This window comes from Aquabacterium sp. (assembly GCF_041909175.1).
GTDB lineage: Bacteria > Pseudomonadota > Gammaproteobacteria > Burkholderiales > Burkholderiaceae_C > Aquabacterium.
In genome coordinates, this window is record NZ_JAYRDZ010000007.1 from 118,530 (window position 1) to 134,447 (window position 15,918).

Consider the following 15,918-nt stretch of genomic DNA (forward strand, 5'->3'; position numbering starts at 1 on the left):
TCACATAGTCCATGATGGCCGAGCAGTCCTGGCTTGATCGCCTGTTTCAGCGACCCTGGGGCCTGCTTGTGCTGGCTCTGTATTTCGCCGCGGTGGCGGGCCTGCAGTGGGTTGCATCGCCCACGGCTGAGCTGGATCAGGCCGGGCAGCTGGTGCTGTCGCAGCGCCTGAACTGGGGCTACACCAATCAACCGCCGCTGTTCACCTGGCTGACCTGGTCGCTGTTCCAGCTGACAGGCCCCAGCCTGTTGAGCCTGTTCGTCATCAAGGTGGGCTTGCTGACCGGACTGATGGCGGCTGTGTACGGCGTCTGCCAGCAACTAGGCTTCCATGCCCGGCAGCGGCAGCTGGCGCTGTCGGGCATGTTGTTGTTGCCCACGGTCATCTGGGAATCACAGCGTGACCTCACCCACTCGCTGAGTGCCACCACGTTTGCTGCCACCACCTTGTGTTGTGGCCTGTGGGCGGTGCGGCGCGGCGGCTGGTGGCGCTACGCCCTGCTGGGTGTGGCGGCCGCCGCAGCCATGCTGTCCAAGCACAACAGCGTGGTGTTCCTGGCAGGGCTGTTGCTGGCCGTGCTGGTGACCCCGTCCTGGCGAACCCGGCTGGATTGGACCGGCGCGGTCCTTGCCGGGGTTGTGGCGTTGTTGCTGTTTGCACCCCACGCCCTGTGGTTGCGCGAGCATGCGCAGGTGCTGGATCAGACACTCAACAAGCTGGATCATGGACAGAGCGGGGTGAAGCGCTATGTGCGCTTGTTCCGTGAAATGGCCGAAGGGCTGCTGTCTTTCGTGCTGCCCTGGCTGCTACTGGCCGTGCCCATGTGGTGGCGAGCCCGGGGGCGCATTCAGACGCAGCACATCATGGTGCGTCTGGTGGCCTCTGTGCTGTTCGTGCTGGTGCTGTTTGTCGTGGCGATCGGGGCAGACTCCTTCAAGGGACGCTGGCTCTTTCCGCTGATGTTTTTCCTGCCCATCAGTCTGGCCGCCGCCTTGCCGGATGTCAGCGCACGCGCGGCACGTGTCATGGGGGTGGCTGCGCTGGGCATGGCTTTGCTGTGTGGCGTGGTGATGCCTGCCAGACTGGTGTGGGCGATGCCAGGGGCTGCCCAGACCAGGCAGAACTTGCCCATGCAGGCCATCGCGCAGCAGATCGAGCAAGCCGCGGGCACCATGCCGGGGGCGGCACTGGTGTCCAACCATCTGATTGGCGGCAACATGCGCTTGTGGTGGCCGACATCGGTGGCGGTGCTGACGCCGCATGCACCTTGGTCCGAACCTTTGCCTTCAACGGTACTGGTGGTGGCGACCGAGGCCGACCTGCGAGACCCGGATGTGCAGGCATGGCTGTTGCGCGTGACCGGGGTCGCTTCGACGGACATGGCGTGGCAGCCAGCGGTCTCGGCAGTCATGCTGCACCGACCGCATCGCAAGCCGTTTGTGGTGCAGTGGGCGCGGGTGGCCGTGCGTGAAGGTGTGGCCCCATGACCCGTGGCCTGCGTGACCGTGTCTTGATGTGGGGCGGCTGGCTGGCTTTGTGGCTGGTCTTGTCGCTGGTGGTCTGCCTGACCATGCCCGGCGGTCGCTCGGACGATGCTGAAATCCTCCAGCATGTGCAGTTTCTGGCACCCGGATACCGTTTGCGCAACCCGCCGCTGTTCGAGTGGATCAGTTGGTCGGTGATGACCTTGACCGGGCCCTCGATGGCCGTGGTGCTGTGTCTGCGGGTTGGCTGTGTCGCCCTGATGATGGCCTTGCTCTACAAGCTGGGTCGCGTGCTGTCGCTGTCGACCTGGGGGGCATTGGCTGCAGCCTTGTCGGTGGGGCTGGTTCCCAATCTGTATTACTACGCGCTGTTTGACCTCACCCATACTGTGCTGGCTGGGGTCTTCTATGTAGCCTTGCCGCTGGCCGTTCTGTGGGCGCGTGCGCAGCCATCTGTGGTGCGCATGGCTGTGCTGGGCTTGATGGGGGGGCTGGGGCTGCTCACCAAGCACGTGTTTGTCATCTATGTGGCTGCTGCGCTGCTGAGTTGTGCCGTGGTGCCGTCGTTTCGCCGCTTGCTGCAGCCACGTCACTTGCTGGTCGCGGTGGTGGTGGCCGTGCTGGTGGTGTCACCTTACGCCTTGTGGGTGATCCAGCAGGGGGCGGATGCCTTTCACATGCAGCAGCAAGAGAGCTTGCACGTTGACGGCCATGGCAGCCCGTCCCGCTTGATGGTGGTGGTTCGTCTGCTGTCCGTGGTGGCGGCCGTGGTGCTGCCGTGGATGGTCTGGCGCTTCCTGTTCATCGGGCGCGCCTTGTGGCAGGTGGCCCCCGGGCCCGCTCGCGATCAGGAGGCCGTGCGCTGGCTGACCTGGACCTTGGGTGTGACCTTGCTGTTGATGCTGCTGATCTGGATGGCGCAGGGCGCACAGCGGCTCGAACCGCATCACGTGTATTTCCTGGCGCTGGCACCTGTGGCCTGGGCAGCCAGTTTTGTTCAGGTCGATACGCCGAAGGTCAAACGCCTGGCCTGGGCGACCCTGGTGTGGACTGCGGTGGTGGTTCCACTGGTCTTTGCCGTCAATGCCCACAAGACGGCCAGCCGCTGTCGCGAGTGCGGTCCTTATGTGGACTACCCGGAGCTGGCGCGGCACATCGGTGAGGCTGGCCTGACGCAAGGCACCTTGTATTACGCCAGTCACACGCGCTTGTTGTCGGTGCCGGCCCTTGTGCCTTATTTGCCTGGTGTGCAGATGGTGCGTGTGGATGTGCCGGCCAGCGAGAGTCCGGTGGCATCACGCCAGGGCGCTTGCGGGGTCATCTGGCAACCCGGCAAGGACCGGTGGCAGCAGTCGCCTCCCGACAGCCTGCCGGTGGCCTTGCGCGATGCGCTGGCTGCCGGGCAGCCTGTTGCCGTGCAATGGACGGTGCGTTTGGCCACGACCAACCGAGATGCCCAGACGGTGTCTCTGATTGTCTTGCCGAAAGGGTGTCCATGACGCAGCGCCGCGATCGATCTGCCCCGATCTGGCTGTTCGATCTGGACAACACCCTGCACGACGCGGGGCAGGCCGTGTTCGGGCCGCTCAATGTGTCGATGACCGACTACATCGAGCAGCACCTGGGTTTGTCTCGTGAGCAGGCCGATGCCTTGCGTTTGCATTACTGGCGCCGCTATGGCGCGACCTTGCTGGGGCTGGAGCGGCACCATGGCGTGCGGGCTGCGCACTTTCTGCATGAGACACACCGCCTGCCGGAACTGGAACGCGCCCTGAGCATGCCCAAGCGTGACCGCATCGCGCTCAGGCAGTTGCCCGGCCGCAAGTTCATCGTCACCAATGCGCCGGCGGCGTACGCCAAACGGGTGCTGACCGAACTCGACCTGGTGTCCTGCTTCGAAGGGGTGATCTCGATCGAGTCGATGCGTGTGTTCGGCGATTTGCGCCCCAAGCCTGATGCCCGCATGCTGCGTGTGGTGCTGGCCCGCCATCGGCTGCCTGCCGCGCGCTGTGTGCTGATCGAAGACACGCTGGCCAATCTGAAGGCCGCGCGCAGTGTGCGCATGAAGACGGTCTGGATGCAGCACTATCTGGCCCTTGCCGTGCATGGTCCGGAGGTCGGTTTGGCCTGGCGTCGCCGCCCCGCGTGGGTGTGTGCCAGAATCAATCGGCTGAGTGCACTCCGGACCTGGGGTGCACGTTGGTCAGACCCTCACACCGACACACGATGAACGACGACGCAGTTCCGCCCCAGTCTGATGCCGAAGCCACCCCGGTAGCGGTGCGCAAACGGCCCAAGCCGGGCGAGCGACGGGTGCAGATCCTGCAGGCCCTGGCTGCGATGCTTGAGCAACCCGGTTCGGATCGCATCACCACGGCGGCCCTGGCTGCACACCTGAAGGTGAGCGAGGCGGCCCTGTATCGGCACTACGCCAGCAAGGCGCAGATGTACGAGGGCTTGATCGAATTCATCGAGCAGAGCCTGTTTACCCTGGCCAACCAGATCCAGGAGAAAGAGCCTGATCCGGCTGCCCAGATCGCCCGCATCCTCGCCATGGCGCTCCAGTTTGGCGAAAAGAACCCGGGCATGGCGCGGGTGATGGTGGGTGATGCCTTGGTCAACGAGCATGATCGTCTGGCTGCGCGCATGAGCCAGTTGTTCGAGCGACTGGAGTCCGCGCTGCGGCAGAGCTACAAGGCACTGGCCGATGCGCGGGGCTCGCAGACCCCGACCGTCGATGCCCAGGCAGGTGCGTCGCTGGCCATCAGCGTGTTGCTGGGACGGCTGCACCGGTTTGCGCGCTCCGATTTCAAACGTCTCCCTACGGAATACCTCGACGCCACCGTGCGTCAATTGTTGTCATGAGTTCCATCGATCTGAGTGGTTTGCTGGCGCGCGCGGAAGCCGTGCTGGATCGTCTTGCCGCGGTGCTGCCGGCACCAGGTCAATCGGCCATCAACGCGCCTGACTGGGCGGCCTCGGTGGCGTTTCGCTACCGCAAGCGCGGTGGGCCGCTGGGTGGCCTCGGGCTGCTCGACCCTGTTCGGCATGTGGGGCGTATCCGCTACGAGGACCTGCAGGAGGTGGACAGCCAGAAGGAGCGCTTTGCGCGCAATCTGGCGCAGTTCGTGGCCGGGCGTCCCGCCAACAATGTGCTGCTGTCCGGCGCGCGAGGCACGGGCAAGTCGTCGCTCGTCAAGGCGGGCTTGCAGGCGCATGCCGAGCAGGGACTGCGGCTGATCGAGGTCGACAAGACCGACATGATCGACCTGCCGGATCTGATCGAGCTGGTGAGTGGTCGTCCGGAGCGCTTCATCATCTATTGCGATGACCTCAGCTTTGAAGATGGCGAGCCTGGCTACAAGGCCCTGAAGTCCATTCTCGATGGCACCGTCTCCGCCAGTGGCGACAACGTGCTGATCGTGGCCACATCCAACCGCCGCCACCTTTTGCCCGAATACCACTCGGACAACCAGACTTACAAGCACACGGCGGATGGCGAGCTGCACCCTGGTGAGGTGGTGGAAGAAAAGATCTCCTTGTCCGAGCGCTTCGGACTGTGGATCAGCTTCTACCCCTTCAGCCAGGACGAGTACCTGGCCATCGTGGCGCAGTGGTTGAAGCACTTTGGCGTGGCTGAAACCGGCTGGGATCATGCCCGCGCTGAGGCGTTGATCTGGGCCTTGGAGCGGGGTTCTCGCTCAGGCCGTGTGGCGTATCAGTTTGCACGCGACTATGCCGGGCGCAGCCATGGCTGAGCGTAAGTCGTATCACGTGATGGACGAGACCGACCGAACGCCGGTAGAGGTGGCGGTGGGAGTGCTGGTCGAGCGCGACGCTGATGGGCGAGAGGGGCGCTTCCTGATGACCTCCCGACCAGTCGGCAAAGTCTATGCCGGCTACTGGGAGTTCCCGGGCGGCAAGCTGGAAGCCGGCGAAACGGTGGAGCAAGCCTTGCGCCGTGAGCTGCAGGAAGAGCTCGGCATCACCATCGGTGCAGCACACCCCTGGCAGGTCGAGGTGATGGAGTATCCCCACGCCAAGGTGCGCCTGAACTTCTGCAAGGTCTATGAGTGGACAGGCGAGTTCGAGATGCGCGAGGCTCAGCAAATGGCCTGGCAGAGCCTGCCAGTGTCGGTGGTGCCGGTCTTGCCGGGCACGGTGCCCGTGCTGATGTGGCTGGCAGAAGAAAGGGGCCACCAGGGCCCCACACATCAGACTACCTGAGCAGGCTGTCGATCAGTTCGATGCGGCGCTGGCTGCGGCGCTGGCGGCTTCGACGGCCGGGGCGCTGGCAGCAGGCGTGCTGGCAGCATCAGAAGCGGTTTGCTCTGGAACATGCGTGGCTTCACCACCGTGCTTCTCGCCGCTCATGTCGACATTTCCGCCGCTCTTCATGAGCACGAAAACGACCAGCACGGCAAACACGATAAAGCCAACCAACATTTTCCACATGGGGATCTCCTTGAGAGTGGGCACAACAGAGTGACGGCGTTTGGCCGCCGAGCGGTGCCGGCCTGGTGGGCACGGCGGGGGCATTGTCGTGTGACCGAATAGCCAAAGCTCTACGGGGTTCCCCTAGGTCATAAAAAACCCGGCACAGGGCCGGGTTTCGGAAGGTATGGGCGGGCTCGTCAGCCAGCCTGACCAGATGCTCAGCTCAGTTGGTCGCTGATCAGCTTGGTCATCTCGAACATCGAGACCTGAGCCTTCTTGAAGATCACCTTCAGCTTGTCATCGGCATTGATGTTGCGCTTGTTGGCTTCGTCTTGCAGCTTGTGCTTCTTGATGTATTCCCACACCTTCTTGGTCACTTCCGTGCGCGGCAGCGGCTTGTCGCCAATGATGGCGGCCAGAGCCGGGCTCGGGGTCATGGCCTTCATGAAGGCCGCGTTCGGGGTGCGCTTGGCGGCGGGGGCGGCCTTCTTGGCAGGGGCCTTGGTGGCTGCAGGAGCCTTCGTTGCCACAGCCTTCTTGGCCGGGGCTTTCTTCGCAGTTGCCATGTGAATTCACTCCATCAAAGGACTTGTCTGTTACCGCCCCGGGCAGGTGCTGAGTCCGCACGTGTTCCTCTGGGGCATTGCGTCTGCCATGGTAATGCCTCTTCCCTCTGAAAAACAGCGATTTGCAAGGAATGTGGCCCTTCAGCGTCATAGAAATGTGTCGGGATGCTGCTGGAGCGCCCTTTCGGTGCGGGTTTTCGGGGTATGCGTGTACATGGGGATGGTTTCCGCGGGCTGCAGAAGTGGGCGCTTCCGTGTCCAATCAGGGCTTCCATCGTGACTCCAAGGAGTGCTTTCCATGACGCCTGAGCAGGTCTTGTCCCAGTCCTTTACCTTGCCGAATGGCAGCGTCATCCGCAATCGCCTGTTCAAGTCGGCCATGTCGGAGGCGCTGGGAAGCCGCGATGGGCATGCCACGCCTGAACTCGCACGGCTCTATCGCACATGGGCAGATGGTCGCATCGGGCTGTGTGTGACGGGTAACGTGATGATCGATCGCCGAGCCCTGGGTGAGCCCGGCAATGTGGTCATTGAAGATGACAGTGGGTTGGCTGCCCTGCAGACGTGGGCGAGTGAAGCCACCCATGGCGGCACGCCTTGCTGGGTGCAGTTGAACCACCCAGGCAAGCAGGCGCCCAAGGGCTTGAATCGGGAAAACGTGGCGCCGTCGGCGGTGCCGTTCCGGCCGGACATGCAGGCGTTCTTCCCCACTCCTCGCGCCTTGACCGCGGCAGAGATTGAGGGTCTGGTGCAGCGCTTTGCGAAGGCTGCGGCCATCGTCAAGCAGGCCGGGTTCAGTGGTGTGCAGATCCATGGCGCACACGGCTACCTGGTCAGCCAGTTCCTGTCGCCCCATCACAACCAGCGAGACGATGAGTGGGGCGGGTCGGCAGAGAAGCGTCGTCGGTTCGTACTGGCGGTTTATCAGGCCATGCGCGATGCGGTCGGCCCGGACTTTCCCATTGGCATCAAGCTGAACTCGGCAGACTTCCAGCGCGGTGGGTTCACCGAGGAGGAGTCCATGGACACGATCAAGGCGCTGGCGGAAGCAGGCATCGACCTCATTGAAATTTCCGGGGGCACCTACGAGGCGCCCGCCATGACCGGGGTGAAGACGGCAGGTACGTCGATCAAGGACAGCACCCGCCAGCGTGAAGCCTACTTCCTCGACTTCGCCGCCAAGGCCAGGCAGGCGGTGCGCACGCCGCTCGTGGTGACAGGGGGCTTTCGGTCGGCCGAGGGCATGGCGCAAGCCATCGAGTCGGGCGCTGTCGACCTGGTTGGCCTGGCCCGTGCACTGGCCCTGGAGCCCGATCTGCCCAAGCGCCTGATGGCCGGGCAGGCGCCGCGTTATCAGGTGCGCCCCATCCGTACCGGCATCGGTCCGGTGGACCGCATGGGTCTGCTGGAGGTGACCTGGTACACGAAGCAGCTCAAGCGCATTGGCGGTGGCTTGCCGACACGGCCGAAGACGCCGGCGCTGTGGGTGTTTTGCCAGTTTCTGTGGGCGCAGATGCGGGCAGGCAAGCGGCGCAAACCCACGCGCTTGCGTGCCAGCTGAGCCGCAGTTCTGTGCGGCGGCTCAATCAAACAGCACGTCGGGACCGATGTCGGCGAGGGTCGCACAACCAGACAGGGCCATGGCGATCTCCAGCTCGTCACGCAAGAGGCGCACGGCATGGGCGACACCCAGGGCGCCCGCCGTGGCCAGGGCATGCACATAAGGCCTGCCGATCAAGGCCGCGCGTGCGCCAAGGGCCAGGGCCTTCAGCACGTCCGTGCCGCGACGGATGCCCCCATCGACCAGCACGGGCAAGTCTGAGCCGACCGCGTCGACGATGCGCGGCAGCACCTGCGCGGTGGCCGGAACGGTATCGAGTGTGCGTCCGCCGTGGTTGGATACGATGAGTGCGCCCACCTGAAGGCTCTGTGCCTGTCGGGCGTCGGCCGGGTGCAGCACGCCTTTGAGGATCACCGGCAGGCGTGTGTGGGCCTGTAGCCAGGCGATGTCGTCCCAGGTCGGGGCGTCATGCAGGACATCGTCGAACAGGGCGCTGCCGCCGGGCTGCAAGGCACGAGCGGGGGCAGGCTGGAGCCCAGCGAGGTTCACCGCGTGGATGCCATCCGGCACACGGAAGTGCGTGCGGCGTTCGCGGTCTCGCGCGCCGCTGGTAGGCGCGTCCACGGTCACGACCAGCGCTTCGTATCCGGCGGCCTCGGCGCGGCGCACCAGTTCCAGCGTGAAGCCGCGGTCGTGCTGGATGTAGAGCTGCAGCCACAAGGGGCCGCGGTCCGGGTCATCATGGATGGCCTGGGCGATTTGCTCCAGCGGCATGCTGGCCTGGGTGCTCAGAATCAGGCCGGTCTGCTGTGCCGCTGCGGCATAGGCCGTAGCGAGTTCACCATCCGGATGCACCATCTTCTGGTAAGCCACCGGGGCCAGCAACACAGGCCAGGCGAGGGTGCGCCCTAGCAACTCGGTGCGGGTATGACCACCGGCCAGTGCACGCAGGACGCGAGGGTAGAGCCGCAAGGTCGACCAGGCTGTCTGGTTGGCCCGCAGGGTGTGTTCGTTGGCGGCGCCACCGTTGAGGTAGGCCCAGGCCGCTTCGGTCAGGCGTTCCCGGGCATGGCGCTCGTAATCACACAGCGCGACGACATCACCAGGAATGGCCGAGGCGTTCATGTGTCTGCCCACATGCGCAACAGGTTGTGATACGTCCCGGTGAGGTTCACCAGATAGGACGACTCGCCATACGCTTCGCGCAGGCGCAGCAGGTTCATGTCCAGGTCAAACAGCATGCGCCGTTGCTCATCGCTGCGCACCATGCTTTCGACCCAGAAGAAGCAGGCCACGCGGTGCCCGCGGGTCACGGGCTCGACGCGGTGGATGCTGGTGGAGGGGTAGAGCACCATGTCACCGGCCGCCAGCTTGACGCGCTGCGTGCCGTAGGTGTCTTCAATGGCCAGATCGCCGCCATCGTAGTCTTCGGGCTCGGCCAGGAACAGGGTGCAGCTCACATCCGAGCGGATGCGCTGACCGGTCTGGCGGGCCTGCATGACGGCGCCATCGACATGGTTGCCGTAGAAATTGGTGTCACCGCCATAGCGGTTGAACAAGGGGGGGTAGATCTTCTTGGGCAATGCAGCCGAGAAGAAAAGGGGGTGGCGCTCCAGCGCCTTGAGCACGAGCGCACGCAGGCGCTCGGACTCGGGGCTGTCTTGCGACAGCTGTTCGTTGTTCTTGGCTTGCAAGGCCTGTGTGCCTGCCGTGCTCTTGCCGTCCTTCCATGCGGCCTCCGCGAGGATCTGGCGGGCTTGCGTCAGCTCGTCAGCGGTAAGGACTTCGGGGATGCGAATCAACATGATGGAGCAGCAAAGAGTGGGGCAGGCGACACAGGGGGATGCGACCTTAGAACGTGGCCTTCAGCGAGAAGGTGACCGTGCGCTCGGCACCGGGCACGTAGAAGCCGCGGTACAGGCCATCAGCATACAACTCGTTGGTCGCGTTGGTGATGTTCACCTTGGCGGAGAAGTTCTTGTGGATGGTGTACTCGGCCATCAGGTCCAGCGTGGTGAACTCGGGTGCGATCACGTGACGAGCCCCTTCTGGGCTTTGCTCGCTGCGGTGGGTCAGGCCGGCGCCCAGGCGCAGGTCAGGCAGTACACGGTAGGTGTTCCACAGGCTCGCGCTGTGCTTGGGCGTGAGTGCTGGGCGGTCACCCTGCACCTGTGCGCCTGTACCTGCTGCATTTTTCGCGACGTTGCTCTTGTCGATGCGGGCGTCCGGAATCCAGGTCCACGACAGGAAGGCTTCCCAGGCCGGGGTGATACGACCTGACAGCTCGATGTCCATGCCGTTTGCGTGGCGTTTGCCGGACAGCAGTTCTTCATCGGCGCCGGGCTCTGGATCCGTATTGCGCTCGTGGTACTTCTCGGAATGGAACAGACCGATACTGGCCGACAAGCCTTGCTCGAACAGATCGTACTTTGCACCCAACTCCATGTTCAGGCTCTTTTCAGGAGGGGTGTGTACTTGACGTCCTGTGGGGGATCCTGGCGAGAACTGGTACGTATCACCTGAGGTGTTGTAAGACTGCCCGTAGGAGAAGTAATAAGAAGACGTGTCAGTGGGTTGATACAGCGCGCCGAAACGAGGGCTCCACAGTTTATCTTTGCGATTGAACTTGTAGTACGCAGCCGCTGCGGAGTTGTAGACGTCGTAGTTGGCGGTGAAGTTGTCGTGGCGCAGCCCCGCAATCAGCTTCACTGTGGGCGTCAATTCCAGCGTGTCCTGGAAGTACAAACCCAAGGTTCGAGTTTCAAACTTGTTCAAGACCGGGGCGACACGGTTATCCGTGACGGAGTCACCGTCATGAGGTGTGCCGACAGTGGTGGTCGGCTGTGTACCTGTGTTGGCGTAGTTGTTGTTGCGTTTGGCGTTTTCCTGTGACAGGTCGACGCCCGTGATGATGTTGTTCTTCAGCCCAAACCAGGTGAACTTGTTGTTGTAGTCACTCTGAATGAAGGTGTTGTTGCTGATGCCGATGCGACCTTTGGAGCGACGGTTGATGACCGTGCTGTCGTTGATGTTGTTGATGGTGGTGCCTGAGGCAAAGCTGATCACCGAGGTCATCAGGTCGCGCTTGTATCGACCATAGCGCAGAGAGGACTTCAGCTCGCCGCCATCGTCAAAGCGGTGGGTATGGCTGAAAGTGCCGTAATCGACATTGCCTTGGTTGTAGTCGCTGTCCAGGCCGTAGAAGGCGTTGGCGGCCAGCACGGGGATGATGCGCCCGCGGTTGCCGTTGGACAGGAACCAGGGGTGGTTGTAGATCGGGTTGTTGTCGTATTCAAGGTGGTAATAGCTCACCAGGAATTCGTCGGCCGTGCCGATGCCCCAGCGGTAGCTGGGAGCGATGCCCTTCTTGTCCACCGTGGCACCCCAGTTTTCAGCCTTCTGGGTCATGACGTTGATGCGCAAAGCAGCATCGTCGCCAGTCTGGATATTGAAGTCGCCCGTCAGCCGCTTGTTGCTGCCGGTGCCGATGCTGGCTTCGACTTCACTTTGCGTCATCAGGAAGGGGACCTTGCTGACCTGGTTGACCACGCCGCCGGTCGAACCACGGCCGAACAGCATCGAAGCTGAGCCCTTGAGCACGTCGATGCGGTCGTTGTTGAAGGTGTCGCGCTCGTAGAGTGCCGAATCGCGGATACCGTCGACATACACGTCACCGGCCTGCATCAGCGAGAAGCCGCGCAGACGGATGTCTTCTTCGCCGGTTTCGCCAGTCAGGAAGGTGATGCCGGAGGTGGCGCGCAGCACATCCTTGAAGTCATCGAGGTTGCGGTCGTCCATCAGGCGCTCGGTGACCACGGTCACGCTTTGCGGGATGTCGCGCAGGGCCTGTTTGCCTTTGGCGATGCTGGTGGTTTCTGCCTTGTAGTCCTGCTTCGATGCAGGGGTGCGGTCGACTGTGGCATTGACACTCACTTCGGGCAGCGCGTTGTCGGCCTTGTCTGCGGTAACGGGGTTGGCTGTTTGCGCGAGAACCGGGGCGGCCAGGCTGAGGCCGAAACCTGCTGCCAAGGCGCCCAGCGAGATGGTCGTAGAGGGCTGCGACGCAGGCAAGGTTGATTTGACCTTGCGCGCTCGGTAGTGGGATCGCGACATGTGGGTACTCCAGAGACAGTGGTTTGCGTGGGTGTCACGGATGTGACGATTTGGTTACGCAAATGATAACGATTCGCAATTGCATGAGCAATAAGGGCAGGCAGCATCGGATGGAATAACCCCTGCGGGGCCCGTTCCTGTGTTGGACATACGCGACAAGCGGGGCACATATTCAGAACTGGTGACTTGGCTTCTTGCTGTCGGGGATCTGGAGATCGTGCGCGTTCTACCAAGATAAGATGCAATAATGAGAATCAGTTCTGATTGAATTGGTTTGCTTCAGGGATATGCCATGCCACGCGAATTGCCCCCATTCGTGCGACGTTTTGGTCAACGACTCGCGTTTGTTGTCTTGTCCTTGGCGGCTGCCCTGCCGGCCCAGGCTGATGAATCAGCTGTAGCCTCGCAGACTGAGCGTGAGCAAGCCAGTTGGGCTGCTTCCCCGTCCGTGGTTGGGCAGCGGCTGAATGCACCGGCAACAGCTTCCGGCAAGTCGGAGGGGCGGCTGTCTTACCGGGGAGACTTGTCGGGGCAGTGGGCTGCCGGTGCCTGGCTGGGGGCCGAATGGTCTCTGGCAGGGCATATGCGTTTTGGCCGAGGCGCGGGCGTCGTGCAGACCGATCGCCTGTATACCGGGGCGGTGAACTCTCTGGCCTTTCCGACGGGTGATGGTTATCCGGCCTGGTTCGCCATCCTCGCCGAGGCGTATGCCAACCTCTCCTGGCCAGTGGCGGTGGCCGGGGCGGGCTCCCAGATCGATGTCACGGTTGGCAAACTTGATCCGTTCGTTTTTTTCGATCAGAACGCAGTGGCTGCTGACGAGTCCCGCCAGTTCCTGAATAATGTGTTTGTTCACAACCCCTTGCTGGATTCGGGTAAAGATGTCGCTGTAGATGACTGTGGCTTTGCCCCTGGGCTCAGACTCGCTTACCGCAGTGCCATCGACCGGGTGTGGTCATGGAGTGGATCGGTGGGGGTGTTTGCGTCGGGGAATGCTGCGCGGCTACATGGCGATGTCAAGGCGCCGTTGGGGATGGCTCAACTTGAGTTGACCGAGGCTGAAAACGGGGCTGACCGCGCGGTGGGTGGGTACCGCCTGTACGTCTGGACGAACGGCCAGACCATGGATGCGCTTGCCCAGCGCCCGCAGCGACATGCCGGTGTCGGCGTGTCGGTGGATCGGCGCGTGTCGCCATCATGGGTGCTCTTCGGACGGTGGGGGAAACGCACCGCCGGCACAGGTGTTTTTGACCAGGGCACCACGGTGGGAGGCGAGCTGGACGGCCGCTACTGGAGCCGAGAACAAGACGTGCTGGGGCTGGCCCTGGGCTTCCTGAATGGCTCGGGCAGCATGGGGCAAGAACAGCTGGCCGAGATGTATTACCGTCTGCATCCGCATGAGGGCGTTGAAATCTCCCCCGACATCCAGCTCATTCGTAACCCCGGTGGGCAAAAAAATGGCGGATTGGTGAAGGCCGTGGGCCTGAGGGTGACGCTCAGCTACTGAGTTGCGCCAGGTCAGGGCCCACCGTCTTCCTTCATGTCCTCGCGCTGCTGGCGCTGCCAGGCGCGCAGGCGTGACTGCATGACGGACAGCTCGATGGCCTCATCGTCACTGGGGCGCTTGACCAGTTTGCGGCCCCCTTCGATGCGGTCGATGGCGCCGGGCAGGTCGCCGTTGGCCGCGGTGGCCTCGGCTTCTGCACGTACCGCACGCAAGGGGTAGCCCAGCCGCTGCCACAGCGGCGCCAGGGCAGCCCAGGCGGTGGCGTCCAGTGGGTGGGCGCTCACATGGGTTTGAAGCCGTGTCGCCGTGTCCTGGATGGCGCTGCGTGCGCCGGCCGTATCCGGCAGATTCAGCGCGGCCTGCGCAGCCAGCAGCAACTCTGGGCGACAGGTTGGTGTGATCAGGCTGTTGCGGCTTGGCGCGGCATGGAGCAGGTTGGTGGCCACCCAGGCTTGCCGGGCGCTCACGTCCAGATCGACCTCTTCGAGCGTCAGCAGACGATCCACCTCGGCCCGTTGCGCCTCTGGCAGCAAAGGCAGCCGCTCTCTGGCTGCCTTGAGCGAGGCCGACGCTTGCGCGCCGTCTCTCAACATGCGCGAGGCCACCGCTGACAGGTAATACTGCGCGATGCTCTGCAGGGGGGGCATATCGGGGTGCACATTCGGTGCAACCAGCGGCTGCAAGCTGGCGCTGCGGATGTCCATGAGCGCTTTGGCTCGTGCGGACAGCATCGCGTGTCGGGCCGTCCAGGCCTGTTCTTCAGCCGATACCGGGGCATTGGGGTTCCAGCCTGATGTGCCAAGCCTGGAGCGGGCCTCGCCAATGCGTTCGGTGGTCAGCGGGTGGGTGCGCAGGTAGGGGTAGCTGTTGTCGTCGTTGAGCCGGGAGGCGGTTTGCAGATGTTCGAACATCTGCGCCATGCCGGCGGGCGAAAAACCGGCATCGGTCAGCACGCCGAAGCCGACGCGATCCGCTTCGCGCTCCATGTCACGAGAAAAATTGAGTTGTCCCTGGATGGAGGCGGCCTGCCCGCCCACGATCAGCGCCTGGCCAGCCTGGGGTGCGCGGGCAATGGCCACCGCGCCGAGAATCATGGACACCAGGCTCACCAGCGACTGGCGAGACTGTTCGCTCATCATGCGGGCGATGTGTCTTTGCGTGACGTGAGACAGTTCGTGGGCCATCACGGAGGCCAGCTCATCCGGGGAGCCGGTCATGGCCAGCAAGCCCAGATGCACCCCGATGTAGCCGCCAGGCAGGGCAAACGCGTTCACGCTGCGCTCACGGACCAGGAAGGGGCGCCATGCATACAACTCGTCCATCTCGGTGCTGATGTCACCGCGTTGACGGGCGCTGCGCAGCAGGTCCTGCCAGACGTCGTTCACATATTCGAGGGTCACGGGGTCGTCCACGACATCCGGGTCACCCAGGATGGAGCGCATGACCCGATCCCCCAGGCGCCGCTCGGCGGCCGGTGACAGGCTCTGAGTGGACACGTCGCCCATGGCCGGCAAGGCGCTGGCCGACGATGCAGGCGCCACAGGCTGCGCCATGGCCGGCGTGAGCACCGGCATGGGCGCCAGGAGGCTGCCCGCAGCCAGCAGGCAGACCAGTTGACGCGGCAGGAGGGGGAAGCTGGAAATCTTCAAGTTCGTGCGGGCAGAGCCGGAGTAGCGACGCCGGACAACAGTATGCTGCCGGCTGCGCCAGATTGGAGCGCGGGGACCAGAGATGGTTCAATCAATCTGGATCCTTTACGAACGGTAATCATGAGCGAACTCACCCATTTTGATGCCCAGGGCCAGGCCCACATGGTCGACGTGTCCGGCAAGGTGCCTACCTTGCGCAAGGCGGTGGCAGAAGGCCAGATCCGCATGACGCAGGAGACCTTCACCCTGATCGCCGAAGGTCGTGCGGGCAAGGGCGATGTGCTGGGTGTCGCCCGGATTGCAGCCATCCAGGCGACCAAGCGCACGTCGGAGCTGATTCCCCTGTGCCACCCGCTGCCGCTGACCAAGGTGGCGGTCGAATTCGAGTTGCTGCCCGAACTGCCGGGAGTGCGGTGCGAGGTCACGGCGCAGACCGTGGGTATCACGGGGGTCGAGATGGAGGCGCTCACCGGCGTGCAGATCGGCTTGCTGACGATCTACGACATGTGCAAGGCCGCGGACAAGGGCATGTGCATCGACCGCGTGCGCTTGCTGGAAAAGTTGGGCGGCAAGTCCGGCCACTGGCAGGCCGGCAGCTGAC

15 protein-coding genes are annotated in these 15,918 nt (G+C 63.5%); 9 read left to right on the top strand and 6 right to left on the bottom strand.

Annotated elements, in window-relative coordinates:
- Positions 1-11: 11 nt before the first annotated feature.
- The 6 genes from ACE3PH_RS11985 to ACE3PH_RS12010 are packed head-to-tail and all read left to right on the top strand — an operon-like array spanning position 12 to position 5,711.
- On the top strand, positions 12-1,487 hold the full coding sequence (locus ACE3PH_RS11985) for an ArnT family glycosyltransferase (RefSeq protein WP_374319238.1): 1,476 nt from the start codon (positions 12-14) through the stop codon (positions 1,485-1,487).
- Positions 1,484-2,983 carry a glycosyltransferase family 39 protein gene (locus ACE3PH_RS11990; protein ID WP_374319240.1) on the top strand — a complete coding sequence of 500 codons (1,500 nt, stop codon included), beginning with the start codon at positions 1,484-1,486 and terminating at the stop codon, positions 2,981-2,983. The genes ACE3PH_RS11985 and ACE3PH_RS11990 overlap by 4 nt, the downstream gene beginning before the upstream one ends.
- Positions 2,980-3,714, top strand: coding sequence for a pyrimidine 5'-nucleotidase (locus tag ACE3PH_RS11995; RefSeq protein ID WP_374319242.1), 735 nt, complete (start codon positions 2,980-2,982; stop codon positions 3,712-3,714). Before ACE3PH_RS11990 ends, ACE3PH_RS11995 begins: the two co-directional genes overlap by 4 nt.
- A complete protein-coding gene (gene slmA / locus ACE3PH_RS12000; RefSeq protein WP_374319244.1) occupies positions 3,711-4,349 on the top strand; it encodes a nucleoid occlusion factor SlmA in 639 nt (212 codons plus the stop codon). The genes ACE3PH_RS11995 and slmA overlap by 4 nt, the downstream gene beginning before the upstream one ends.
- Positions 4,346-5,242: an ATP-binding protein gene (locus ACE3PH_RS12005; RefSeq protein ID WP_374319246.1), complete on the top strand. Its 897-nt coding sequence runs from the start codon at positions 4,346-4,348 to the stop codon at positions 5,240-5,242. The genes slmA and ACE3PH_RS12005 overlap by 4 nt, the downstream gene beginning before the upstream one ends.
- A complete protein-coding gene (locus ACE3PH_RS12010) occupies positions 5,235-5,711 on the top strand; it encodes an NUDIX domain-containing protein (protein WP_374319248.1) in 477 nt (158 codons plus the stop codon). Before ACE3PH_RS12005 ends, ACE3PH_RS12010 begins: the two co-directional genes overlap by 8 nt.
- Positions 5,712-5,723: 12 nt before the next feature.
- Here ACE3PH_RS12010 and ACE3PH_RS12015 read toward each other — a convergent pair whose 3' ends face one another.
- Both ACE3PH_RS12015 and ACE3PH_RS12020 read right to left on the bottom strand, forming a co-directional pair.
- Positions 5,724-5,939: a hypothetical protein gene (locus tag ACE3PH_RS12015; RefSeq protein ID WP_374319250.1), complete on the bottom strand. Its 216-nt coding sequence runs from the start codon at positions 5,937-5,939 to the stop codon at positions 5,724-5,726.
- A gap of 200 nt (positions 5,940-6,139) precedes the next feature.
- Positions 6,140-6,487 carry an SWIB/MDM2 domain-containing protein gene (locus ACE3PH_RS12020; protein WP_374319252.1) on the bottom strand — a complete coding sequence of 116 codons (348 nt, stop codon included), beginning with the start codon at positions 6,485-6,487 and terminating at the stop codon, positions 6,140-6,142.
- Positions 6,488-6,785: 298 nt separating this feature from the next.
- Between ACE3PH_RS12020 and ACE3PH_RS12025 the strand changes: the two genes are divergently transcribed.
- Complete coding sequence (locus tag ACE3PH_RS12025; RefSeq protein WP_374319254.1) at positions 6,786-8,048, top strand: NADH:flavin oxidoreductase/NADH oxidase family protein; 1,263 nt, start codon at positions 6,786-6,788, stop codon at positions 8,046-8,048.
- Positions 8,049-8,069: 21 nt separating this feature from the next.
- Here ACE3PH_RS12025 and ACE3PH_RS12030 read toward each other — a convergent pair whose 3' ends face one another.
- Genes ACE3PH_RS12030 through ACE3PH_RS12040 form a run of 3 tightly spaced genes read right to left on the bottom strand, consistent with a single transcriptional unit; the run spans position 8,070 to position 12,161 of the window.
- Entirely contained in the window at positions 8,070-9,173 is a 1,104-nt protein-coding gene (locus tag ACE3PH_RS12030) for an alpha-hydroxy acid oxidase (protein ID WP_374319256.1), read from the bottom strand.
- A complete protein-coding gene (locus tag ACE3PH_RS12035) occupies positions 9,170-9,853 on the bottom strand; it encodes a Fe2+-dependent dioxygenase (RefSeq protein WP_374319258.1) in 684 nt (227 codons plus the stop codon). The genes ACE3PH_RS12030 and ACE3PH_RS12035 overlap by 4 nt, the downstream gene beginning before the upstream one ends.
- A gap of 46 nt (positions 9,854-9,899) precedes the next feature.
- Complete coding sequence (locus tag ACE3PH_RS12040) at positions 9,900-12,161, bottom strand: TonB-dependent receptor (protein ID WP_374319260.1); 2,262 nt, start codon at positions 12,159-12,161, stop codon at positions 9,900-9,902.
- A gap of 292 nt (positions 12,162-12,453) precedes the next feature.
- On the opposite strand from ACE3PH_RS12040, the gene ACE3PH_RS12045 reads away from it, so the two are divergent.
- A complete protein-coding gene (locus ACE3PH_RS12045) occupies positions 12,454-13,668 on the top strand; it encodes a carbohydrate porin (RefSeq protein WP_374319262.1) in 1,215 nt (404 codons plus the stop codon).
- Positions 13,669-13,679: 11 nt separating this feature from the next.
- Here the strand turns inward: ACE3PH_RS12045 and ACE3PH_RS12050 are convergent, their stop codons facing one another.
- Positions 13,680-15,317, bottom strand: coding sequence for a M48 family metalloprotease (locus tag ACE3PH_RS12050; RefSeq protein ID WP_374319264.1), 1,638 nt, complete (start codon positions 15,315-15,317; stop codon positions 13,680-13,682).
- Positions 15,318-15,437: 120 nt separating this feature from the next.
- Here ACE3PH_RS12050 and moaC point away from each other — a divergent pair, with 120 nt between their 5' ends.
- Complete coding sequence (moaC, locus tag ACE3PH_RS12055; RefSeq protein WP_374319266.1) at positions 15,438-15,917, top strand: cyclic pyranopterin monophosphate synthase MoaC; 480 nt, start codon at positions 15,438-15,440, stop codon at positions 15,915-15,917.
- The last annotated feature ends 1 nt before the right edge of the window (position 15,918 follow it).